This is a genomic window from Paenalcaligenes hominis (genome assembly GCF_041359055.1).
Lineage (GTDB): Bacteria > Pseudomonadota > Gammaproteobacteria > Burkholderiales > Burkholderiaceae_B > Paenalcaligenes > Paenalcaligenes hominis_A.
Map to the genome: position 1 here is coordinate 101,102 of NZ_JBGJKZ010000005.1, position 24,026 is coordinate 125,127.

Sequence of the window (24,026 nt, forward strand, 5' to 3'; positions counted from 1 at the left end):
TCATTAAAAATGCAAAAGCACAGCCAGGTGGCATTTTATCTTAATAATGTCGCTGAAGGGCGCTCACCATACCGTTGCTGATAATCGCGAGCAAATAGTCCCAAATGGGTAAATCCGCATTGTAGGGCTAATTGAGTAACAGTTTGCTGCGTGGGGTCTGCTTGGGCAAGCAAAGAGCGTGCTAGTTCTAGACGGCGCTGCTTTACAAATTGCATGGGACTATATCCTACGTATTCCTTAAAGCCCGCATAGAGCGAACGAGTGCTGATTCCTACGGTATTAGCAATGCGTTGCACCGTTAAGGGCTGGTCAAGATGCTCATCAATAAATGCTTTGGCCTGTTTGATGGTATGAGGGGTAATACATGTAGAGTGCAGAGACTCGGGGGACTGGTTATGAGCCCATAAATCAAGTAAATGTGCTAAGAAAAAATTTTCTAAGCGCTGTGCACTAGCGGGCTCATCAAATAATAAGCCTTGGCTGCTTTCTTGAAATAGCCATTGCATTAAATGCCAGATACTTTGTCCCGCAGGGGTGTCTAAAGTATGTAAGACGCTAAAGTGAAGTTCACCGCGCAAGGGACGTTGGTAATGTTGCACATAAAACTGTTCTAGCCTGGTCTTGCAAATACGAATAAACAGTTTATTCGCTTCTTGGCTGTGCTCCATGCTGAACTCATCATTAGGATTAATCATTGAGGCACAGTGCTGGTGAGACTCAAAGCGCTGTTTGCCAAGCTGAATTTGTTCATAGCCTTGGATAGGAATCTGCAATAGATAAAAACCAAGTAATGGCTCGGGGGTAATAGAAACATGGGCACCATAGCGCAAGCGTCCAAAACCTAAGCCAGAGCTGGCCCGATAATACAATTCAGTGTTTAGGCTCTGATTGTTGTTGAGGTGTAGCTGGTGTGGACAAAGAATATGCGCAATATGCTGCTGTACTTGGTTTAAGTCAGTAGAGCGAAGCTGGTCATACTGTTGAAGTAAATGCTGCATAACAAGTCCAAAAACACGGGTCAGTGCATTAGCGTTTTTTTATTATTTATGAGCTAATGAAATTTAAGCATAAAGCAGTCTAAGTCGTCTGCTGTACTCTGGTTTTCACTGATAAAAAAAACTGCAGGATTCAGATAGCACAGCAGCATTGAGATAGTCGGGTTTACACAGCCAAACCTAGAATGTGATTCACATCAGTTAGATGTATCACACCAAAAGGAGACAGACATGAAACCCAATAGCCTATTAACTAGTGATCACTTTTTGCTGGGCACTTTTGCTTCTAATTGTGGGGGCGGTATGACCGTATCTCAGCTGCCTAACCGCTGGCAGGCCACATGGGAAAATAATTTGGCATTAGCAAAAATGCTAGATGAGGCTGGCATTGATTTTATGTTGCCTATTGCGCGTTGGGTTGGCTACCGAGGGGAAACGGATTTTCATGGTTATGTACTAGAAACCATGACCTGGGCCGCAGCATTATTAGCGCATACTAAAAAAATAAATGTATTTGCCACGATTCATACCGTCGCTAATCACCCCGTAGTGGTAGCAAAGCAAATTGCGACCCTAGCGCAAATGAGTCAAAACCGAGTGGGGTTAAATATTGTGGCAGGTTGGAATAAGCCGGAGTATGATGCGTTGGGCTTAACTCTGCCTGATGATCATGAAACGCGCTATGCCTATGCTCAAGAGTGGTTTGATGTGATTCGTAAGTTATGGGATCATGAGGGTCGTTTTGATTGGCCTGGTACTCATTTTCAGCTTAAACAGGTGCATGGTACGCCGCGTCCCGATTTTCATCCCCCTATTTTTAATGCGGCTGGCTCTGGTCAGGGACGTGAGTTTGCTAGCCGTAACGCTAACTTTTTATTCACGCCTGCCATGGAGCTAGAGCGTTCTAGCAAAGAGGTACACGAGCTCAAATCCCAAGCAGCGGCAGTGGGCAGACAGGTCGATGTGATGACTTTTTCGCATGTTATTTGTAGACCTACTCAAGCTGAGGCTGAAGCAGAGTGGCAGCATGTCTTGGATAATGCAGATACCGGTGCGGTAGAGAATTTAGTGAACTTGCAGTTTGCACATGCCCATTCTTTTCCGCATGAGTTGTTAGCTCAAATCCGAGAACGCATGACAGTCGGGCACGGTGGTTTTCCATTAGTGGGTACACCTGAAAAGGTGGCTGACTTAATTTGTGCTTTGCATGAGGCGGGGTTTCGTGGCACCACGTTGTCGTTTTTTGATTATGTCAACGAATTCCCTTATTTTAGAGATGAAGTGTTACCCCTATTAAAAGCACGGGGAATTCGTTAAATTTACGCGCTAGAGTTAGTCTCTGGCTTTATGGATCAACAGGTTGTTTATGAGCTCTACCCATCCACTAGCGGTAAGCAGTACCGATTATAAAAAAGCAATGCGTCATTTAGCAGGCACGCCTTGTGTTATTACAGCGTCTTACCAAGGGCAGCGCTCGGGGCTAACGGCTTCTTCCGTTACCTCTGTGGCTATTGACCCAGCCGAGCTTTTGGTTTGTATTAATCAAAGAGTATCTGCTTGGCCGCTCATAGAAAAAAGTGGTTATTTTGGGGTCAATATTTTAAAGCACAGCCAGCAAGACGTAGCAGAGCGTTTTGCTGGCATAGGCGGCTTACATGCAGAGCAGCGTTACGAAGGTGCGGACTGGATCGAGCACAATGGGGTTTGGCTTTTGGCGCAGGCACCCGCTGCTTTAGTGTGTAAGGTATCAGAAATTATTGTGCGCCATAGCCATGTAATCGTGCTGGGTGCGGTGGAACACGTACACCTAACCGATACCGTTGACCCCGCTTTATTGTATTGGCAGGGTCAGTTTGTCGCATTACCGTGACAACCACTGTATCAGCTCTAGGCTGAGCTGATCGGTGGCCTGCCCAAAGGCCGCAACCAGATGCACCACGTCTTTGCTCTGGGCGGGCTGGGTAACGTAAAACCGCTGGGAACGAACTATAGAGGCGGTGTTGCTATCAACGAGCTTGGCATCAGCCTGCACATGAACTATAGGTTGATCATTCTCAAACTGAACCTGAAAACGTTGTACATAGGTTTCAAGAGTCAAATCAGACCGTAATGCCGCATCGCCACTAATGGCATCAAATAATTGGGCTTCGCTAAAAGCAGTAATTAAACGTTCCCGTAATAACGACGGTACGGTGTCGGCCCAAAGTGTACCCTTGTACACCTGAATTTCTGTATGTTCAGGTTGGATCAAAACATAATTACTGCTGATGAGTCGGTTACCCTGAGGCACCGCCACAAACAAAACCCCCTTTTGCTGTGGCACGTGAGTGTCTAAGGCGGCGGCAGGAAGATTAAACCGAGTTTGGGGTTCGGATTTGGGCAAAATGGAGCATCCCGTGGTTAAACCCAACACCGCCAAGGCGGCTCCTAGTAAATAGTGACGCCAGCGCTGCATCATGGCTGAAACTCCTGTAGTTTATCTCCACCTAAAAGATACTCAGTGGGGTTGTTTTGTAGTTCTTGCGTAATATGTTTGATGTTTAAAAGCGTTTGACGCAGCTCTGTCATAGCAGGTGCTAATTGCGCAAAGCCTTGGGAGCCTTGGGTGATCGAACCACTGTTTGAGTGTACTAACTCTTGAATTTGGTGTGCCGCTTGTGCTAATTGATCAATGGCTTCGTTGGCTTTGGCAAACGCTTGGGGGCCATCCGTATTAATCAGTTTACGTGTGTCTGTAATAATGGCACCGGCTTCGACGGTGGTTTTTTTGAGCTCAGCCAACAAACTGGGCAGATCACTAGAGCCTTCAGCCAAATGCTGCAATAGGCTGTCGAGCTCTGCCAAGCTAGAGGTGATACGTTTGGCATTATCTGACGATAAAAACGCATTGGCATTGATTAAGAGCTCTGAGATGTTAGTCATTAGCTCTTCTCCGCCCGCCATCAGGCTTGCTATAGGCGAAGGGGTGGCATAAATAATAGCAGGTTGGGTATCGGTGGGCTCAAGCGGTTGGCTGCCAGGTGAACCGGCTTGTAGCTCAATCACAGATGTGCCAGTAATGCCCGTCAGTGCTAAACGGGCCTTGGTGTCCTCTTTGATAGGAATGCTTTCTTGGATGCTAACGTCCACTAAAACACGACGTATATCGTTAGGATCTAAGCTAAGTTTAGTGACCTCGCCGATACGTATGCCATTGAACTGTACTGCACTACCACGGCTTAAACCGCGTACAGCTTCAGTAAAGACAATCACATAGTCTTTGGTTTTATTTTCGCTGCCTGCTTTGGTTAACCATAGGGAAAATAAAATAGCGCAAGTAGCGATAAGAAGGGTAAAAACGCCAATCAGAATATGATGCGCGCGCGGTTCCATTACGAATTCTCCTGACGTCGTGTTTGAGCTTGTTGGGCAGCACGCCCTCGAGGGCCCTGAAAATAGTCTTGGACCCACGGATCATCAAAGTGCTCTACCACTTCAATACGATCATTAATAATGACGCGCTTTTGGGAAAGCACGGCAACTCGGTCACAGATAGTGTAGAGCGTATCTAAATCGTGCGTAACTAAAAATACAGTAAAACCCAAAGCATCCCTGAGAGTGAGAATTAATTCATCAAACTCATTGGCTCCAATAGGGTCTAGACCTGCAGTGGGTTCATCTAAGAAAAGCACTTCTGGGTCTAGGGCTAACGCACGGGCTAATGCTGCACGCTTAATCATGCCGCCAGACAGTTCCGAAGGATATTTATCCGCTGCTAAAGCAGGTAAGCCAGCTAGCGCAATTTTTATGCGAGCCAAGTCTTCAGCGCTAGCACGATCCATTTTCATAATTTCAATTAAAGGCACAGCAATGTTTTCTATAACAGTAAGAGAAGAAAACAGAGCACCTTGTTGAAACAAGACCCCAAAGCGTCGTTCAATTAAGGAGCGCTCGTCGGAGTTAAGCTGGGCCAGATTTTGACCAAATACTGTAACTTGACCAGAAGTAGGAGGGCGCAAACCTAAAATAGAGCGCAAAAGCACCGATTTTCCTGTGCCTGAGCCACCCACTACGCCGACGATTTCGCCGCTGTATAAATCCAGATTTAAATGCTCATGTACCACATGGCTGCCAAAACTATTTTCCAGATCGCGAACTTGAATGATGGGCTCGCCTTGCTGGCGTTCTTGTTGGGCTTTAATGCGCGCGTCACGCGTCGTTTGGTTTGGATGAGAGTTAGTCATTGTTTACCATCCCATTTCCATGTAATACAGGGCGGCAATAGCATCTAATACAATGACGATAAAAATAGAATGCACTACTGCTGCAGTGGTGTGTTCGCCCACAGACTGAGCACTGCCAGACACCTTGAACCCTTGCAAACACCCAATAACCGCAATTAAAAAGGCAAATAAAGGCGCTTTAGCCATACCAACATAAAAATTAGTAATGGTCAGGTCTTCTTGAAAGAGGCTAAAAAACATGGTGGGTGAAATATTGAGCACCCAATAACAGACAAGGGCTCCTCCGATAATACCGGACACCATGCCTATAAATGTCAGTAGAGGCAAGGAGATCAGCAAGGCAAACACGCGGGGAATCACCAAAATCTGGATCGGGTCTAGGCCTTGAGCGCGTAATGCATCAATTTCTTCATTGGCTTTCATGGAGCCTAGTTGTGCTGTAAATGCACTGGCGGTGCGCCCTGCCATCAAAATAGCAGTCAGTAACACTGCGAATTCGCGCATAAAAGAAAAACCTACCAGATCAACGGTATACAGGGTGGCACCGAAATCCTTCAAAATGGTGGAGCCTAAAAAAGCAATCACTGCCCCCACCAAAAAGGTTAATAACGCAATAATAGGGACCGCGTTTAATCCTGTTTCCTCGATCTGTTGCACTAACGCATTAATACGCCATTGAGAAGGGCGTAAAGCGATTTGGGCCATACTTTGTAGTGTTAAGCCAATAAACCCTAGCAACTCGATGGCATTATTCCAAAAATTTTGTAGTGCTGCGCCGATATTGCCAAAAAATCGAGCTAGGCTTGAAGTTTTTTTCTGGTCTGGAGGCGGGCCAGCCTCGATCATTGCGTTGGCTACGGTGTGTAAAAGTGCTTTACGTTCGTTGGAGAGGTGAGCCGCATTATCTAAAAACCCAATGAGCTTTTCAGCGCCGAGTAAGCGACATAGCTGTCCTGCTCCTGCCGTATCGATGGTTTGCAATTGAGAGAAATCAAGTTGCTGTGCCGAGGCAGCAAGGTCTTGATGCTGATGGACGGCTTGCTGTAAATCGCTGTAATGGCGTAATACCCATTCACCCTCTATAGAGAGGGTATGGTCTGTATCACGTAAATAGGTGGTATTAGTTTGGGTCATGAAACCAGAGTCTACCCTAAAAAGAGTTAAACAACGATTTGCGTTAAGGCATTAAATTTAACGTACTAGGAAGCTATGCTGCAACACAAGCTTGATTACGCTTTGCTTCTAGCTGTATAGGCCTCGTTGCCCTTGAAGGTGTTTTAAATTAAGGTTTTTGAACCCGAAAGTTTAATAGATATATGTTAAAGACAGAAAGCAACGCGTTTAAAAAGACTAAAACAATCGTTAATTGTGGTAGATGTGAACGGACTAAAAAGGGTCTATGGGTAGGTTTTTAGTTTTATTACTTGGCTTTTTGGGTTGATATAATGCAAAGCACTTAAAACAAAAAGTCTAGCGCTACTACATAGTGTATTTAGCTTTATCTGGGGGATACTAGGGTTTACACTGGATGGATAAGACCTGTGCTTTTAAAGCGGCGGGTTTAAACTGTTTTGTACGCTTTTGGTCTTGTTTTTCTCTTTTTGTTCGATAGGAATTCTCATGTTTGAACATGTAGCCCCTTATGCTGGCGATCCTATTTTCCGTATTGCTGCTCAATATCAGGCAGATCAACGTGAAAATAAAGTCAACCTAACTATTGGGTTGTACTTTGAAGACGATGGCAGTGTGCCGTTATTGGCGTGTACCCAAATTGCAGAGCAACGTTGGGCAGCGCAAAAACAGCCGCGTGTATATACACCTATGGAAGGTCTTGAGTCGTATCGCACCGCCATACAAAAACTGGTGTTTGGTGCCAAGCACGAGGCCTACCAAAGCCAGCGTATTGCCACTATCCAAACCTTGGGGGGTACTGGTGCGCTGAAAGTGGGCGGAGACTTGCTGCACGAGGCCTACCCAGACAGCCAAATGTGGATTAGTGACCCAGCTTGGGATAATCACCATTCAATTTTTGGCGGCTGTGGTATCAAAACGAACAAATATCGCTATTTCGATGCTACCACCCAGGCTGTAGATTTCGAAGGGATGCTAGCCGACCTAAGCCAGTTGCCCGAGCACAGTTTTGTGTTGTTACACCCTTGCTGTCATAACCCAACTGGGGCCGATCTATCGCCACAGCAATGGCAAGAGCTCATTGTATTAATTAAATCCCACAAGCTCATTCCTTTCATAGATATGGCTTATCAAGGGTTTGGTCAGGGCTTAGATGAAGACGCTTATGCGGTGCGTGCTATGGCCGATGCTGGCGTGCACTTTTTAGTCGCTAATTCTTTTTCTAAAAACTTTTCCTATTACGCAGAACGCTGTGGTGGTTTGTCTATAGTCTGCAAAGATAAAACCGAGGCCGAGCTTACGATTGGCAAGCTTAACTCTTGGGTGCGTAAAAACTATTCCAACCCCCCCATTCATGGGGCAGCAGCCATTGCTTTAGTGTTATCAGACCCCGAGCTATTCCAAAGCTGGGTTAACGATGTAGACGCGATGCGCACCCGCATTCATGCTATGCGTCAGGCTGTTCATCAACATCTAGCCCGCTTGGCCCCTCATTACGATGCCGACTACATGATTAAGCAACAAGGTATGTTTAGTTATACCGGTCTTAGCCTAGAGCAAATTTTGCGTCTACGTGAAGAGTTTGGGGTGTATATGCTGGATTCCGGGCGCATTAGTGTGCCGGGGTTGACGAAAAAAAATGTAGAGTATTACGCAACGGCTATTGCTGCCGTCGTTTAGCGCCAGCTGGTTTGTGCATTACACATTTACTAACGTAATACGGTTGCTGGATTACACCAGTTTGTAGGTGGGGACGATAAATCGGCCTATGTCTACAAACTGGTTTTTTATTTATAAAACCAAAGAGCCATCATTAGGCTCTAAAATTACCTTGGTAACGCAATGCGTTCTTGGTTCATTGGAATGAGCAGGGCTTAACTCGTAGGGCATCACTACATAACAGGCTCATCTTTTGCTCATGGTCTAAGAGAGTACACATGAATATTTCATATATTGGGTTTGGCGAGGCCGCACGGGCCTTTACGGATAGTTTAGTGCAGCAAAACTTTAAGGGCTTTATTGCTGCGTATGATGTGCGTCACGATGATGAAATGCGTCAGGCGGCAACACAGCGTGGTTTAGCCTTTGAGACTGATGTAGCACAAGCAGTAAAAGGCGCGGATTGGATTATCAGTGCTGTGACGGCTGACCAAAGCTATAAGGCCGCAGAGCATGCTTTAAGTGCTTTGCAGCCAGAGCAGCTATTTATAGACATCAACTCTGTATCACCAGGCCGTAAACAAAAAACGGCTGCGCTAGTGGCTGAAAAAGGTGCCCAGTATTTGGATATGGCAGTGATGGCTCCTGTACACCCCCGAGGACATGCTACGCCAGTATTGCTTGCTGGGGCACAGGCCCATGCTATTGCTCCTACTTTGGAGCAGTTAGGCTTTCAATTTGAAGTAGTAGGAGATCAACCTGGTGAGGCCACCGCCATTAAAATGGTGCGCTCCATGTTTGTTAAAGGCTTAGAAGCCTTAACCGTCGAGACAGCTTTAGCGGCCTCTGCTACAGGGTGCTTTGAGCGCGTAATAGGCTCTTTGGCTGATACTTTCCCTGGCTTAGGGTGGCCCAAAAATGTGAACTACATGTTTGAACGCACCCTGCATCATGGCTTACGTCGTGCCGCTGAGATGCGAGAGGTCGCTGCTACCTATGATGAGTTAGGCTTTACTGGTGCCCTAGCTGATAAAATTGCGGATGTGCAAGAAAAAATGGGCCACCTGCCCGTAAACGATTTGAGCGATGCTCCTCTTGCTCAAGCCGTTAATCAAGTGGTCGATTTACGTTTGAAATCGAAGTAAATCGTTAGCTTAAACCACAGCTAGGCTTTTTAAGCCCATACTAAAAACTGGGCTTAAAAGTATGCTGTTGAAAAATCTAGATGTGTTGTTGAGTGTTACAAGCACTAAACATGGGGCTAAGCGTCTAAACGCTTCACTTGCCCCACCACAAAACGGTGAAAATCACGTGCTTGGGCTTTATTAAACACATGAGGTTGCCAAGTCATCACATAGGGCCAGTCCAACTCTAAGCTCATCTCCTCAAACGGAGAACACAGTTGACCAGACTCAAGCTCAGCCCGCACATAGGAGTGCTGGGCTAACATCATCCCTAGACCTTGACGCACCGCATGCAATGCTTGGTGCGACAGACTAAAGCTTTGCCAAGCTGGTGGCGTATTGGGGGCTACAGAGGGTGCATAGGTAGCAAACCAGTCGGACCAAGACGGGGGTGAACTAAAACGAGGCTGCCAGTCTACGGTAATCAAGGGTATTTGTTGTAAGTCTTTGGGCTGCGATACGGTAAAGCGCTGTAATAGTTGTGGGTGACACACTGGCAGCACCTTATCGGTGAATAGCTCTAGGGCATGCAAGTTTTGTGGTACCGATTGTGCATACGTAAAACGAAAATCAATACGCTCGTTGGCATAATCGGGTTCGTAGTGAGAGCCTTGGAAGTGCATATTAACCAAAGACTCTTGTTGCTGCTGCCATGGGTGAATGCGTGGAATTAACCACTCATTTAAAAAAGAGGGCAGGGCACTAATATGCAGTGTTCTGTCTTGCTGATCTAAGTACAGTTGGGTTTGGGCTTCACGTAATAGCTCGAAGGCTTCAGAGCAACGTTGATGGTAGTCTAAGCCTGCCGCGGTAAGTCGTAAACGCCGACCTTCTTTAAAAAAGAGGGCTGCATTAAGCTCACTTTCAAGTAACTGAAGTTGTTGGCTGACTGCGCCTGTACTAATACCTAAGCGTTTAGCGGCGTCTTGAATATTTTGGCTATGCCCGACGGTTTCAAAAATTTGCAGAGCGCGTAGCGGTGGTAAAGCACTCATTGGCTGCCTCGTCTAAATAGTTTAGAAAAACTTAATGAAAAACAATCTTATGCCAGCTAACCTTGTTTTATTATAGATGTATTCTATTTTTTTTCGGTAGAGAGTCTCATGTTCTTAGAAAACGCTTGGTATGTAGCAGCTCTTTCTGCTGACATCAGCCGTAGTCCTTTTGCAGTAAAAATGATTAACCAAAACGTGGTGCTGTATCGCAAGCTAGATGGCAGTGTGGTCGCGTTGGAAGACTCCTGTCCCCACCGTCGTTTGCCGCTGTCTAAAGGGCGCGTTATTGATGACACCTTAGAGTGTGGCTATCACGGTTTACGTTTTGACTGCTCAGGTGCTTGTGTAGACGCCCCTGGTACCAAACACATTCCTATGTCAGCCGTAGTGCGCCAGTACCCTGCAGTAGAAAAATATGGTCTGGTTTGGGTATGGATGGGGGATAGTGCCTTGGCAGACCCTGCCGGTGTGATTGAAATTAAAGAGTGGGACGACCCCAATTGGGGGGTAAACCGTGGCGATGCGATGGAGGTGGCTTGTAACTACCTTTATATCACTGATAATTTATTGGATCCGTCTCATGTGACATGGGTACACCAAAGCTCTTTTGGTAGCAACGAGCTAGTTGGTGTCCCGCTTGAGGTCACCGAGGCCGATAACGGTATTACCGTGTGGCGCTGGCTACGCGATATTGAAGTCTCACCATTCTATAAAAAATTCGTGAAATTCAGTGGCAATTGCGACCGTAAGCAGCAGTATGAAATGCGCTACCCCGCGCACGCGGTGATTCGGGCGATTTTTACCCCTGCTGGTACAGGAAGTGACGAGGGAGAATTGCACCCAGATGTGTTTTTAATGGATTCCTATAACTTCCTAACCCCTATTGATGAAAAAACCACGCGCTATTTCTGGTTCCAGCTGCGCAATTTCAGTCCAAATGACGACGCCATCTCACATATTTTTAATGAAGATGTACGGGCTGCTTTTAATGAAGACAAAGAGATCCTAGAAGCTGTGCAAATCGGCATGGACGAGCATGGGACTAAATTGCACTTGGCTGCTGACAAGGGGTCTTTGTTGTTTAGACGTCGCATGAGCGCCAAAATTGCGGTGGAAAAGACAGCAAACGAAGCCTAGGCCCTAAAGTAGCTAAATACTGCCTAATGGTGTTTGGCTATTCACGCTAAGCGCGTAATACTGTAATCTAGAGCATATCGTTGCTATCTATTGCTGTAATTACTCTTTTTATCAGGGTCATCGTCATATCATGGATTCTCATACCCCTTTTACTTTTTCCAATCGCGCTAATCAGCTTACTAGTTCGGCTATCCGAGAAATCCTAAAGGTCACTACTCGACCAGAAATTATTTCTTTTGCGGGTGGTTTGCCCTCAGCCGATGGCTTCCCTGTGGCAGAGTTGCGTCAGGCGTTTGATGTGGTCTTGGAAAAACAAGGGAAAGTGGGCCTACAGTACGGCCCTACCGAGGGCTACGGACCCTTACGTGAATGGGTAGCCCGTCAAAAAAGCTCGGCCGATGTCACCATCAGTCCCAATGAAGTGCTTATCGTTTCAGGCTCTCAACAAGCCCTCGACATGCTAGGCAAACTTTTTATTGATCCTGGCAGCAAGGTCTTAGTCGAGTCTCCTTCTTATTTGGGTGCATTGCAGTCGTTTTCCATGTACGAGCCCACCTACGTTCCCATTGATACTGACGAGGGCGGCTTAATTCCTGCCGAGGTTTCCTCTGCTAAAGCCGAAGGCGCACGCTTTATTTATGCCTTACCCAACTTCCAAAACCCAACAGGGCGCACACTTAGCAATGAGCGTCGCCAAGATCTGGTCGAGCGTTGTGCCGCCGCCCATATTCCTGTGGTCGAAGACGATCCCTACGGCGAATTACGTTACGAAGGTAGCCCGCAACCCAGCTTATTGCACTTAGGCCGTAAAGCCGGTGCTACGGTTATCCATTTGGGTACTTTTTCTAAAGTATTGGCTCCCGGCCTACGCTTAGGTTATATCGTAGCACCGCCGGCCATTATCGATAAGCTCATCCAAATCAAACAAGCAACAGACTTACACTCATCTACCATTACCCAAATGGCTATTTACGAAGCCATTAAAGACAACTTCCTCGAAAAGCATCTGCCTATGGTGCGCGATCTCTACATGCGTCAGTGTCATTACATGCTTGATGCCATGCAAGAGTATTTCCCAGCCGAGGTCGAGTGGACACGACCCGAGGGCGGTATGTTCTTGTGGGTGACTTTGCCAAAACACATGGACGCCCAAGACCTACTCAGTAAAGCCATCGAGCGCAATGTTGCCTTTGTGCCTGGCGAGCCTTTTTACGCAACAAGCGATGCAAAAGCGAACACTTTCCGTCTTAGCTTTGTGACGGTCACCGAAGACCGCATTCGCGAAGGCATTGCTATCTTAGGCAAGCTCATTCGCGAACAAATGTAATGACGATGCGTTAACTCAACTTCTACAGCCGTGCGTGTCACGGCTGTTTGTCTTTACGTAATCCTTTCTTATGCAACATACCTCATCCACCACACGGCCAGATTTGACTGATATGCGCCCCGACGATTGGGTCGCTCGGTATTTACCTGATTCGTGGGGGCCGTATGCCCGTTTGTGCCGTTTAGATCGTCCTGTGGGTACATGGCTGACCCTGCTGCCCTGTATTGCTGCGCTTATCCAAGCAGCAGGGGGGTGGCCTGATGTCTGGCGCTTGTTGATTTTTTCATTTGGTGCCTTGTTAATGCGAGGCGTCGGCTGCTGCTTTAACGATATTTTTGATCGTGATTTTGATCATCAGGTCGAGCGCACCCGTTTTAGACCCTTGACCAGCGGGCAACTTAGCTTACGTAATGCATTGATCTTCGTCTTTGTGCAGCTCATGATTGGCGCATTGCTATTACTGGCTATAAATGAATTCAGTCGTTGGTTAGCCTTGCTGTTGGTGCCGTTTATCGTGGTGTATCCCTTATGTAAACGCTTTACGCACTGGCCCCAAGCCGTACTAGGCATTGCGTTTAATTGGGGTATGTTAATGGCATGGTCAGACACACAAAATGCCTTGCCTTTGGCTGCTATTGCCATGTGGTTAGGGGCGGTCACGTGGCAGATTGCTTACGATGCCATTTACGGTTATATCGACATGGAAGACGACCTCAAACTCGGGTTAAAGTCTGCCGCCATCCGCTTTGGTGACCAAGGCAAGCAATGGCTAGGGGGCTTTTATGCTGTCACGATGGTGCTCTGGCTTTGGGCGGGATACGCCATGGGCATGAGCTGGGCCTACTTTGTGGTCATGGCGGCCATTGGCATGCATTTAGCATGGCAAATTAAGCAATTCGATCCTCAAAGGCGCGAACTGGGGTTGCCTTTATTCAGAGCCAACATGACAGTAGGGGTTTTATTGGTTGTTGCCGCTTTAGGTGGCACATTACTGTAAAACTTGGCTTTAAAAGTAGGCGCAAACGCATAGACGTGTAAAATAGCGCCAGTTTTACTGTTTTAGCTGTGACATAAGAGTTAGATTTTCCGCTTACACTCTAAGCGTCATAAAAAAAGAAGGTAGATTATGCCAACCACAATGGAAATTCTTGCAACCGTTCTGTTTGCAATAGCTATTGTTCATACTTTTTCAGTGCCTGTGTTTGCCCGTTTAGCAAACAAAGGGGGGGCACATTCGGGTCTGTGGCATTTATTGTCCGAAGTCGAAGCCGTTTTCGGGGTATGGGCATTTGTTCTAGTCGTCTTGGTGGCGGCCTTTATTGGTTTAAATCAAGCCGTTGAATACATGGACACACGCAATTTCACCGAGCCAGCCTTTGTGTTTGCAATTATGGTGGTAGCCGCTAGCCGTCCGATTTTGGAAATGGTGTCAAGCCTAGTCAAAGTCATTGCGCGCATCATGCCATTGCGCAACGAATACGCCATGTTTTTTGTCACCATGTCCTTTGTGCCTTTGGCCGGCTCGCTCATTACCGAACCCGCCGCCATGACCTTAGCGGCATTATTGCTTCGCGATCAATACTTTAAACGTAGTGGCCGAGCGGGCTTTAAATACCTTACGCTAGGTGTGCTGTTTGTTAATATTTCTATTGGTGGTGTGTTAACTGCCTATGCAGCGCCTCCCGTCTTGATGGTGGCTCAAACCTTTGGTTGGGATACCCCCTTTATGGCGACCCACTTTGGGTGGCGTGCTGCTGTGGCGGTATTTATCAATGCTGGGTTATTAACCCTAATCTGTCGTTGTGCCTTAACCGAAGCCCCCGAGTCAGTGCCCGAGCAAACAGCCAGCGCTCGCCCTAACGTTCCTTTAGTGGTGATGGCGATCCATTTAGTCTTTTTGTTGTGTATTGTCTTGGCTTCGCACCATCCCATTATTTTCTTGGGCTTGCTCATGATGTTCATTGGGTACTCAACCGCCTATAGTCAGTATCAAAATCCATTAATGATCCGCGAAGGGCTGATGGTGGGTTTCTTCTTGGCTGGCTTAGTGGTGCTTGGTGGCTTACAAAAATGGTGGCTTCAAGACCTACTCGGTGGCCTGTCTCCCTACGCCTTGTTTGCGGGCTCGACCGCCTTAACAGCGATTACAGATAATGCCGCTCTAACGTACCTGGGTTCATTAGTCGAAGGAACGAGCGATCTATGGCGCTATATGTTGGTGGCTGGTGCCGTCACAGGGGGTGGGTTAACGGTTATTGCGAATGCGCCTAACCCGGCTGGCTTTTCCATCTTAAAAAGCACATTCCCCGATGGGGCCATTTCGCCTTTACGCTTGCTTTTAGCCGCTGCTGTCCCCACATTGATTGCAGCCGTTATGTTCTTATTACCCACCTCTTTTGTTTAAAAGACAGGGTTTGCGCGCCGTAACGCTATACGTAACGGGCGCAAACACGTTAAAATTAAAGAATGTGAGTTTGTTATATTAATTATTGATTTATAGGATTGATTAGGTCGTGCCTATTTATGCTTATAAATGCAGTGACTGTGGTCACGAGCAGGATGTTCTACAAAAGATGTCTGATCCTGTATTAACACAGTGTCCAACGTGTCATCAGCCTACTTACGAAAAACAAATCACTGCTGCCGGTTTTCAGCTCAAGGGCGACGGTTGGTATGTGACCGATTTTCGCGATGGCCCCAAATCGTCAGGGGGTGCTGCATCGGGTTCTGCAGACTAATATCCAAGGGCGCTTAGCGCCCTTTTCATCCTATATATTTTTAACGTTTACTGGAGTCATCCTAGATGCGTACCTGCTACACCGGCGATTTAAACACCCAATACTTGGGTCAAACCGTCACATTATTTGGTTGGGTGCACCGCCGACGCGATCATGGTGGTGTGATTTTTATTGACTTAAGAGACCGTGCAGGGCTCGCACAAGTGGTGGTCAATCCGGAAAATGCCGACATGTTTGCAGCCGCTGAGCGCATTCGCAACGAATTCTGTTTGCGTATCACAGGCGAAGTACGCGAGCGTCCCGAAGGCACAGTGAACCCCGATTTGCCCTCAGGTCAGGTCGAAGTCGTTTGTACTGAAATCGAAATTCTTAATCCGTCAGTCACACCCGCGTTCCAGCTTGACGACGATAATTTGTCCGAAACCACACGTCTTACGCACCGTGTCTTAGACTTACGCCGCCCACAAATGCAAAAAAACCTGATGCTGCGTCATCAAGTGACTCGTGCTGTGCGTGGCTACCTCGATGACCTCGGTTTTATCGACGTAGAAACGCCTATGCTCACCAAAAGCACGCCCGAGGGTGCACGCGACTACCTCGTGCCATCCCGGGTGAATGCTGGCGAGTTCTTTGCTTTACCCCAATCCCCCCAGCTTTTTAAACAAATGCTGATGGTGTCTGGGTTTGATCGTTACTACCAAATCACAAAATGCTTTCGCGACGAAGACCTACGTGCTGACCGTCAGCCCGAGTTCACTCAAATCGATTGCGAGGTTTCCTTCCTAAATGAAGTTGAAATCCGTGCCATTTTCGAAGACATGGTTCGGCATGTGTTCAAAAATGTGCTTCAGGTAGAGCTTCCCAATCCATTTCCTACCATGACGTGGCAGGAAGCCATGCACCGTTTTGGCTCTGACAAGCCCGATTTACGCGTAAACCTAGAATTTACTGACGTGGCTGATTTAATGGCCGACGTGGATTTCAAAGTGTTTTCTGCACCGGCTAACGATCCTAATAGCCGCGTGGTTGCATTACGCGTACCTGGCGGTGGCGAGCTAACACGTAGCGAAATTGATGCCTACACGAAATTTGTAGGCATTTATGGCGCTAAAGGCTTAGCCTACATCAAAGTCAACGACCATACCGATATCCCTGGTGGCTTACAGTCGCCCATTGTGAAAAACATTCACGAAGCCGCCCTAAAGCAGCTTATCGAGCGTACTGGTGCTCAAGACGGCGATTTAATTTTCTTTGGCGCCGACAAGAAAAACGTAGTGAATGATGCCATTGGCGCATTACGCATTAAAATTGGTCACAGCGAACTCGGCCGTAAAAATGGCTTGTTCGAAGCCGGTTGGAAGCCCCTTTGGGTGGTTGACTTCCCCATGTTCGAATACGATGCCGAAGACAAACGTTACGTGGCAGCCCACCACCCATTTACCAGCCCCAAAGACGGGCATGAAGACCTACTTGAAACCGAACCACAGCGTGTTTTGGCCAAAGCCTATGATATGGTGTTAAATGGTTGGGAAATGGGGGGCGGTTCTGTACGTATTCACCGCGCCGATGTACAAAGCAAGGTATTTGCTGCGCTAGGTATTGATGCCGACGAGGCACGTGAAAAGTTTGGCTTCCTGCTTGACGCGTTGCAATACGGTGCGCCACCTCATGGTGGTGTTGCGTTTGGTTTAGACCGCATGGTTACCATGATGGCAGGGGCCGATTCCATTCGTGATGTCATTGCATTCCCTAAAACGCAGCGTGCCCAGTGCTTACTCACTCAAGCTCCATCCGCCGTAGATGAAAAACAGCTCAAAGAGTTGCATATTCGTTTACGTCCTACGGAGCCTAAACCTACCGTCTAAGGAGAGCGCGTGTCCATTGTTCGAGTAATCAGTTACAACATTCACAAGGGAAGGTCTGCCACAGGCAATCGCGAATCCCTTGCCGATCTAAAGCTCAGTTTATATAAACTAGCGCCCGATCTCTTGTTTCTCCAAGAGGTGCAGGGGCGTAACGAACTACGAGGAACACTGGACGCGCAGCACGAGTCCTTAGCTGCGGCCCTCAGCATGCAGCCTGTCTATGGCTGCAATGCGATCCGCGAACACACCGATCATGGCAATGCTTTACTTTCGTGTTACCCCGTTCTGAAATATGAAAATCAGGACGTGTCAGACCATCGCCTCGAGCAGCGCGGTCTATTGCATGTGGTTGTTGAGATTAATAATCAGTCAGTGCATTGTATTGTGGTGCATTTGGGGTTGTTTGGCTCGGGTAGAGCGCGTCAAACTCAAGCCCTGCTAGAGCGCATTAAAGAAATGGTGCCTAGTGATGCACCTCTGATTATTGCTGGCGATTTTAACGACTGGTCTAACAAACTAGCTCCTTTGTTTGTCGAGCAGCTTAATCTTTACGAAGTCTTTGCTTTTTCCCCCGATGGCGATCAGCGCAAACGTTTTAGACTGAAAAAACCACTCAATTGGATGCGTCAGGGCTTTGATGCGCAGCAGTCTCGCATGCCCATCATTCCTGAAATCAGCGCAACTGGCGGAGCACGTATGGTGCCACCACCACGTACTTTTCCTGCTGTTTTCCCTTGGTTACGCCTTGACCGTATTTACCAACGTGGTTTTGCTGTGCGCAGCGCACGGGTACTTAGCGGTGCGCCTTGGACTCAAATTTCAGACCACGCCCCCATCGTGGCCGAACTAGAGCTACCTTAAAATTTCTAGCCTCTGCTCGTCGAATGCGGTTCCAAAAACGTGTAATTGTACTGATATGAAAAAAACAAACTATTCAGAGCAGACGCCTAAAACAAAGCAAAGTCGGATTACTAGAAAAGCAATTCTAGAGGCAGCAGAGTTCGTCTTTGCCCGAAATGGCTATGCAGGAGCTACGGTTAAACACATCTCGCAACAGGCAGAATGTTACGAGAGTCTAATTTATTATCACTTTGGAAATAAAGACAAATTGTTTACCGCCGTGCTGACCAACACCTATCAAAAGTTGATCAAAGCAGAACAGGCACTCGAGCTTAATACCGATAACCCCGAGCAGGCGTTGGGGGATATTGCGCTATTTATGTGGAATTATTACCAAAAAAACCCCGAGCTGATTATTTTGTTAAATACAGAAAATTTACTCAAGGGCAAACACTTATCTAGCATTAGCTCTATGAGCGAGTTTCTTTCCCCGGCTCTAGAGGTATTAGAGCGTGTGGTTCAGAAAGGAACTGAACAAGGCATATTTAGACCAGACATTAATATTGTGGATCTGTACATTACGATTATGGGGTTGGGGTATTTTTACTTATCCAATCGGTATAGTCTGAGTGTTTTTTTAGATCGCAACTTAATGAACAAGGCTGAATTAGAGCGGTGGGGCCATGTTATTGTGCAGACCGTACTGGCCTCTGTTCGAGCTTAGCTGCTAGTTCATCTTTAAAAAACAAAAAGCTATCTGTTTTAAAAACAGATAGCTTTTTAGTAGGGTTAACGGTTAACCACCTGTCTAGGAAAGGCCAGAACCATCAGACCAGCTAGTAGTACGCAAATGGAAACAATCCATAAACCCAGATTAGAGGATTGAGTAACGTCTTTGAGCAAACCAATCAAAGAGGTAGCGGCAATACCGCCCAGCGTGGACATAGAGGCAATAATAGCAATACCCGCTGCCGCGGCACGACCGGATAAAAAGGTAGCAGGTAAACACCAGAACACCGGGAAAGCCGCCATTAACCCTACATTGGCTAGGGAAAACAGAGTCACTGTAAGCGTTGGGTTACTGCTGAAAAAAGGGCTTAGACCAATACTGATTGCCGCTAAAAAAACAGGCAAAGCCACGTGCCAACGTCGCTCTCGATTTTTATCTGAACTCATGCCATTAAAAATCAAAGCGCCTACCGCTAAAACACTGGAGACACCGGTCAGTAAGCCAATGGTGAACGTATCGGTGACGCCTGAGTCGCGAATCAGGGTGGGAAGCCAAAAGTTCAGGCAGTAGACGGCAAACATTAAAAAAACATCGATAATACCAAGCGCCCAAACCCCTAAGCTTTTAAAGGCTTCTTTTACAGAGGTACGCGCGGAGCTGAGGGCGTCTTCTTTAAGGGTGTCTAATAACTGTTGTTTTTCCTCTGAGTTTAACCACTGAGCCTGTTCGACTTTACTGGGTAACATTTTTAAAACAAGAAGACCGAGTATCACCGATGGAATGGCTTCGAGCAGAAATAACCATTGCCAGCCGGGCATGCTGCGGTAGCCGTCGAAATAATCCATGATCCAGCCGGAAAGAGGGCCGCCAATTAGGCTTGATAAAGGGATACCAAGCAAAAAATAAGCCATAATTTTGCCGCGTCTATAGCTGGGATACCAGAGTGTGATATACAGCATAACGCCTGGATAAAAACCAGCTTCAGCAATACCGAGTAAAAAACGTAGGATGTAAAACTGGGTTGGTGTGGTTACAAACATCATACAGGCTGAGATCAAACCCCAGGTAATCATGATGCGAGCAATCCAAACGCGGGCACCCATACGCTGCAAGATCAGGTTGCTAGGAACCTCGAAGAGCATATAGCCAATAAAAAATAAACCAGCGCCTAAACCATATACGGTTTCGCTAAAGCCTAAATCGCTTTGCATTTGTAGCTTAGCAAAACCGATATTGATCTTGTCCAGGTAGGCGGCAATATAACAGATGCAAAGTAGCGGGATAATCCGCCAAGTAATTTTCTTAAATAGGGATTCTTGGGATGTATCTGTGATCAGTGCCTGGGGCAAGGCGACTGATGAAAGCTGCGACATAGGGAGCTCCTTTGGTTTGAAATGTGTAGTTGTGTACAACGTTTTATCTTTTTCCATCACATATCACTGCTGAAGAGCTTGACGCTTTGCGCTCTTCTTTTTGGAGACTAATTTAATTGAGTGTTCACTAAAATTAGTGGTTTTACTTAGACTTCAATAAATGAAGCTTAAAATAAAAGAATAAAAGAAAAATTATGATTTTTATCAATGGCTTATGTTGGTCTTATCTTGTTTAGTAGGTGTTAATACTATTTGCTATCAAAGATTTGCTCCCCTACTATTTGAGTGAACGCTCAAAAACTAGGAGACAGAAATGCAAAATTATGTGTTAAACACTTGGTATCCATTAACGTGGTCTAGAGGGGTAAGTCGTGAGCTGACTTCGCATCGAATTTTGGATCAGGATGTGGTGTTGTTTCGCAGTACCGAAGGTGGGGTAGTCGCTATGGAAGATGCGTGCCCTCATCGTTTGCTACCGCTATCAAAAGGCAAGCTAAAAGGGGATGCCATTGAGTGTGGTTATCACGGCATGACCTTTGATTGCTCCGGTGCCTGTGTCCGTATCCCTGGACAAGACATGATTCCAGCCTCAGCCAAGGTGCGCACGTACCCCACTCATGAAAACATGGGCATGGTGTGGATATGGATGGGTGACCCAAGCTTGGCTGACCCCTCCACTGTTTTTGACTTAGAGCAATACCATGATCCCAACTGGAGCACCGTGGAAGGGGATGCGTTGCATTTCCGCGCCAATTACTTGAATTTGGCGGATAACTTATGCGATCCGGCGCATGTAAGCTTTGTGCACCAAACCACCTTAGGCAATGCGGCCAGCGAAGACGTGCCCGTCCAATATGCCGAAGAGGAAGGCAAACTTGTGACGTGGCGTTGGATTATTGATGCACCAGCCATTCCTTTATTTCAAAAGTTTGGAAACTTTAAAGGTAATGTGGACCGCTGGCATTATTACCATTATTACGCCCCTAGCATTGCGGTAATTGATTTTGGCTCTGCCGAGACAGGAACCGGAGCCCCAGAAGGGCGTCGTGACGATTGCATTCAAATTTTTGCCTGTCACTTTATTACTCCAGTAGATAAAGAAAACTCCATTGATCATTGGCTGCATATCAAAAATTTCCATGCCGATGATGCAACCAATCAAGGTCTTTCTGATGCTTTCCGCGAAGCGTTTGATGAAGACAAAGAAATTCTAGAGGCCATTGAGGATAATGAGCGTCGTCTCGTAGGGCGTAAGACCATCAAAATAGCCATTGATGCAGCGCCGCGACGTATGCGTCGTTTGGTTGATCAAATGAGTCAAGAGTCTGATGCCAAACCCACCTCTGAAAAAGAAGTTGCAGCCTTGTTAGACCGGGTGCAGTAGCTAAACAATTTAAAGCAGGAGCAGACGTAATGATTACGAATGAGAAAATAGTCATTGTCGGCGCAGGCCACGCAGGTGGTACGGTGGCTGCCTTACTTAGACAGCATGGCGTAACAAGTGCAATCACTTTGATAGGCGATGAGCCATTTTTACCTTATCAGCGCCCGCCTTTATCCAAAGGCTGGTTGCAAGGCCATATGTCAGAGAACGATCTGCTTCTGAAGCCTGCTGCGTTTTACGAGCAAAAAGACATTCAGTGTGTGACTGGGGTAAAGGTCATTGGGGTAAATCACCAAAAACAAGAGCTGCATTTAAATAATGGTGAAACCGTATCGTATGGTCATTTGATACTGGCATGTGGTGCTCAAGCCCGTAAGCTAGATGTCGAAGGCAGCCAACTGAAAGGGGTTTACTCATTACGCACAATGAGGGATGCAGAAAAAATACGCACCGCGTTGAAAAAAAGTCAGCATCTAGTCATTATCGGTGGCGGCTTTATTGGCTTAGAGCTGGCGGCTTTTGCCCGTGGTTTAGGTATTAAAGTGACCTTGCTAGAGCGGGAAGATCGCTTATTAAAACGGTTGGCCTCTAGCGAGCTGTCGGAACATTTGGCCCAGCTACACCAAGCAAACGGCGTGGACATACGTTATAACGTGCAGGTGCAGGAACTTGTAGGGCAAACGGATGTTCAAGGGGTAGAGCTCCACCAAGCAGGGGTGATTGCGTGTGACACTGTTTTGGTAGGAATAGGCTCTAGCGTTGATTTAAGTTTAGCTTTACAAGCAAACTTACAGTGCGAGCAAGGGGTAATTGTCGATGCCACTGCACAAACAAGCCAAGAGCACATTTCTGCCATTGGCGACATGACACAACGCCCTGTATTGGGGCTGACAACGACTTTGCGTTTGGAAAGTGTGCCCAGTGCCTTAGAGCAGGCTAAACAAGTGGCTTTGCGTTTGGCAGGTAAAGCAGCGCCAGCACCTGAAGTGCCTTGGTTTTGGTCCGATCAATATGACAGCAAAATACAAGTGGCGGGTTTAATACAAAACTCGGAAAAAGCAGTCGTATGCCAAGACCCTGACAGCGGCGGGTTTTCTGTTCTCCATTTTGCTAAATCTTGCTTAGTCGCGGTGGAATGTGTTCAAGCCCCCCGTAACTTCATGATGGCGCGCAAAGCCATTGCCCAAGCCAAACCCATTGATTTAAACCTATTTAACTATGCTGAAACCCCTTTAGCTAGCGTATTGCAATAGTTTAAGCCCTGTTTGAACTGACTTAGCGAGAAAATAGTGATGATTACAGTGACATATATCGAGTTTGATGGTACTGCCCACCAGGTACAAACGGAACCAGGCACTACCTTAATGAAAGCCGCTGTTTACAATGGTGTACCAGGGATAGATGCGGAGTGTGGTGGGGCGTGTGCCTGTGCTACATGTCATGTGTATATTGATGCTAATTGGCAGTCTCATTTACCCGACTCTATGCGGGAAGAACAAGATATGCTCGATTTTGCACAAAGCCCCCAAGACAACTCTAGACTTTCGTGTCAGGTGATACTGACCGAGGCCATGGATGGCTTAACCGTCCGACTCCCAGAGTGCCAAAGTTAAGTGCTTGAACCCCTCGCTATAAAGGGCACTTGGTTAGGGAGTGAGATGAATACTTAAAAATAAAGTACACAAGGAGACAAAACTATGCACGCAATTACTATTTTGCCGTTTATCGAGGAACAAGCGGCAGCACAACGCCAAGGCTCTCTGAGGCATCGTGACTTTGATCCACGGAAAACTGCCCATCTCATTATTGATATGCAAAATGGCTTTCTAAAAGAGGGCGGGGCGGTGGAGGTGCCTATGGCACGAGAAATTGTTAATAATGTGAATCAAATTAGTCAGTCCGTGCGTCAAGCAGGCGGGGTTAATGTGTTTTTACGCTTTGTATATAACCCCAACGAGGCTCGCCCTTGGACAAGCTGGTATGATTCATTATGCAATCCCATTTATTCAGCCGAGCGACGTTTGGCCTTTCTAAGTGACTCGGCAGACAGTCAGCTTTGGCCCGAGTTAGATCACCAACCACAAGACTGGGTGCTGGAAAAAACGCGATTTAGTGCGTTTGTACCTGGAACCTGTGATTTAGACCAGCGTTTGCAAGCAGCAGGAATAGAAACCGTTATTGTTAGTGGTACGTTAACGAACTGTTGCTCAGAGGCTAGCGCCAGAGACGCCCACCAGCTTGGCTATCACGTTGTTTTTATGACGGATTCTAATGCCGCATTGTCAGATGAAGAACACAATGCAACGCTGAACAACTTGTACGTTAATTTTGCAGATTTGGCTGGGACTGAACAAATAGTCGATTACTTACAGCAAAATACAATGCCAACGGCTAAGCCATCGTTGAGTATTATTTAATAAAAAATAGGTTTAGTATTTAATTCGA

22 protein-coding genes and 1 pseudogene are annotated in these 24,026 nt (G+C 46.8%); 16 read left to right on the forward strand and 7 right to left on the reverse strand.

Annotated elements, in window-relative coordinates:
- Nucleotides 1-35: 35 nt before the first annotated feature.
- On the reverse strand, nt 36-998 hold the full coding sequence (locus tag ACBP46_RS11540; protein ID WP_371016872.1) for an AraC family transcriptional regulator: 963 nt from the start codon (nt 996-998) through the stop codon (nt 36-38).
- Nucleotides 999-1,226: 228 nt separating this feature from the next.
- Here ACBP46_RS11540 and ACBP46_RS11545 point away from each other — a divergent pair, with 228 nt between their 5' ends.
- Both ACBP46_RS11545 and ACBP46_RS11550 read left to right on the forward strand, forming a co-directional pair.
- Complete coding sequence (locus ACBP46_RS11545; protein WP_371016873.1) at nt 1,227-2,312, forward strand: LLM class flavin-dependent oxidoreductase; 1,086 nt, start codon at nt 1,227-1,229, stop codon at nt 2,310-2,312.
- Between the two features lie 49 nt (nt 2,313-2,361).
- Complete coding sequence (locus ACBP46_RS11550) at nt 2,362-2,865, forward strand: flavin reductase family protein (RefSeq protein WP_371016874.1); 504 nt, start codon at nt 2,362-2,364, stop codon at nt 2,863-2,865.
- Here ACBP46_RS11550 and ACBP46_RS11555 read toward each other — a convergent pair.
- From ACBP46_RS11555 to ACBP46_RS11570, 4 genes are read right to left on the reverse strand one after another with little or no spacing between them, the layout of a single operon-like run.
- Entirely contained in the window at nt 2,857-3,453 is a 597-nt protein-coding gene (locus ACBP46_RS11555; protein ID WP_371016875.1) for an ABC-type transport auxiliary lipoprotein family protein, read from the reverse strand. The genes ACBP46_RS11550 and ACBP46_RS11555 overlap by 9 nt on opposite strands.
- Complete coding sequence (locus ACBP46_RS11560) at nt 3,450-4,367, reverse strand: MlaD family protein (RefSeq protein ID WP_371016876.1); 918 nt, start codon at nt 4,365-4,367, stop codon at nt 3,450-3,452. Before ACBP46_RS11560 ends, ACBP46_RS11555 begins: the two co-directional genes overlap by 4 nt.
- Entirely contained in the window at nt 4,367-5,218 is an 852-nt protein-coding gene (locus tag ACBP46_RS11565) for an ABC transporter ATP-binding protein (RefSeq protein WP_371016877.1), read from the reverse strand. The genes ACBP46_RS11560 and ACBP46_RS11565 overlap by 1 nt, the downstream gene beginning before the upstream one ends.
- Before the next feature lie 3 nt (nt 5,219-5,221).
- Complete coding sequence (locus tag ACBP46_RS11570; RefSeq protein WP_371016878.1) at nt 5,222-6,352, reverse strand: MlaE family ABC transporter permease; 1,131 nt, start codon at nt 6,350-6,352, stop codon at nt 5,222-5,224.
- Between the two features lie 486 nt (nt 6,353-6,838).
- Here ACBP46_RS11570 and ACBP46_RS11575 point away from each other — a divergent pair, with 486 nt between their 5' ends.
- A complete protein-coding gene (locus ACBP46_RS11575; protein ID WP_371016879.1) occupies nt 6,839-8,029 on the forward strand; it encodes an amino acid aminotransferase in 1,191 nt (396 codons plus the stop codon).
- Nucleotides 8,030-8,286: 257 nt separating this feature from the next.
- Complete coding sequence (locus ACBP46_RS11580) at nt 8,287-9,153, forward strand: NAD(P)-dependent oxidoreductase (protein ID WP_371016880.1); 867 nt, start codon at nt 8,287-8,289, stop codon at nt 9,151-9,153.
- Nucleotides 9,154-9,269: 116 nt separating this feature from the next.
- Here the strand turns inward: ACBP46_RS11580 and ACBP46_RS11585 are convergent, their stop codons facing one another.
- On the reverse strand, nt 9,270-10,187 hold the full coding sequence (locus ACBP46_RS11585; protein WP_371016881.1) for a LysR substrate-binding domain-containing protein: 918 nt from the start codon (nt 10,185-10,187) through the stop codon (nt 9,270-9,272).
- Between the two features lie 108 nt (nt 10,188-10,295).
- Here ACBP46_RS11585 and ACBP46_RS11590 point away from each other — a divergent pair, with 108 nt between their 5' ends.
- From ACBP46_RS11590 to ACBP46_RS11625, 8 genes and pseudogenes are all read left to right on the forward strand, one after another.
- A complete protein-coding gene (locus tag ACBP46_RS11590) occupies nt 10,296-11,324 on the forward strand; it encodes an aromatic ring-hydroxylating dioxygenase subunit alpha (RefSeq protein WP_371016882.1) in 1,029 nt (342 codons plus the stop codon).
- A 130-nt stretch (nt 11,325-11,454) separates the two neighbouring features.
- Nucleotides 11,455-12,651, forward strand: a complete 1,197-nt coding sequence (locus ACBP46_RS11595) for an aminotransferase-like domain-containing protein (protein ID WP_077734032.1) — start codon at nt 11,455-11,457, stop codon at nt 12,649-12,651.
- 70 nt (nt 12,652-12,721) lie between these two features.
- Nucleotides 12,722-13,648: a 4-hydroxybenzoate octaprenyltransferase gene (gene ubiA / locus ACBP46_RS11600; protein WP_167661463.1), complete on the forward strand. Its 927-nt coding sequence runs from the start codon at nt 12,722-12,724 to the stop codon at nt 13,646-13,648.
- Between the two features lie 129 nt (nt 13,649-13,777).
- Nucleotides 13,778-15,055, forward strand: a complete 1,278-nt coding sequence (locus tag ACBP46_RS11605) for a putative Na+/H+ antiporter (protein ID WP_167661464.1) — start codon at nt 13,778-13,780, stop codon at nt 15,053-15,055.
- A gap of 109 nt (nt 15,056-15,164) precedes the next feature.
- A pseudogene (locus ACBP46_RS11610) lies at nt 15,165-15,383 on the forward strand (FmdB family zinc ribbon protein); the annotation flags it as partial.
- A 71-nt stretch (nt 15,384-15,454) separates the two neighbouring features.
- A complete protein-coding gene (gene aspS / locus ACBP46_RS11615; RefSeq protein ID WP_167661465.1) occupies nt 15,455-17,254 on the forward strand; it encodes an aspartate--tRNA ligase in 1,800 nt (599 codons plus the stop codon).
- A gap of 9 nt (nt 17,255-17,263) precedes the next feature.
- On the forward strand, nt 17,264-18,115 hold the full coding sequence (locus tag ACBP46_RS11620; protein WP_371016883.1) for an endonuclease/exonuclease/phosphatase family protein: 852 nt from the start codon (nt 17,264-17,266) through the stop codon (nt 18,113-18,115).
- A 55-nt stretch (nt 18,116-18,170) separates the two neighbouring features.
- Entirely contained in the window at nt 18,171-18,818 is a 648-nt protein-coding gene (locus ACBP46_RS11625; RefSeq protein ID WP_371016884.1) for a TetR family transcriptional regulator, read from the forward strand.
- Between the two features lie 65 nt (nt 18,819-18,883).
- Here the strand turns inward: ACBP46_RS11625 and ACBP46_RS11630 are convergent, their stop codons facing one another.
- Complete coding sequence (locus tag ACBP46_RS11630) at nt 18,884-20,197, reverse strand: MFS transporter (RefSeq protein ID WP_371016885.1); 1,314 nt, start codon at nt 20,195-20,197, stop codon at nt 18,884-18,886.
- A 313-nt stretch (nt 20,198-20,510) separates the two neighbouring features.
- Between ACBP46_RS11630 and ACBP46_RS11635 the strand changes: the two genes are divergently transcribed.
- From ACBP46_RS11635 to ACBP46_RS11650, 4 genes are all read left to right on the forward strand, one after another.
- The gene (locus tag ACBP46_RS11635) at nt 20,511-21,581 is read left to right on the forward strand and encodes an aromatic ring-hydroxylating dioxygenase subunit alpha (RefSeq protein WP_371016886.1); all 1,071 of its coding nucleotides are present in this window, start codon (nt 20,511-20,513) and stop codon (nt 21,579-21,581) included.
- Between the two features lie 29 nt (nt 21,582-21,610).
- Nucleotides 21,611-22,834 (forward strand): NAD(P)/FAD-dependent oxidoreductase, encoded by a 1,224-nt coding sequence (locus tag ACBP46_RS11640; RefSeq protein ID WP_371016887.1) that lies wholly within the window; start codon nt 21,611-21,613, stop codon nt 22,832-22,834.
- 39 nt (nt 22,835-22,873) lie between these two features.
- Nucleotides 22,874-23,194, forward strand: a complete 321-nt coding sequence (locus tag ACBP46_RS11645; RefSeq protein ID WP_371016888.1) for a 2Fe-2S iron-sulfur cluster-binding protein — start codon at nt 22,874-22,876, stop codon at nt 23,192-23,194.
- 84 nt (nt 23,195-23,278) lie between these two features.
- A complete protein-coding gene (locus tag ACBP46_RS11650) occupies nt 23,279-23,998 on the forward strand; it encodes a cysteine hydrolase family protein (RefSeq protein WP_371016889.1) in 720 nt (239 codons plus the stop codon).
- Nucleotides 23,999-24,026 lie beyond the last annotated feature (28 nt).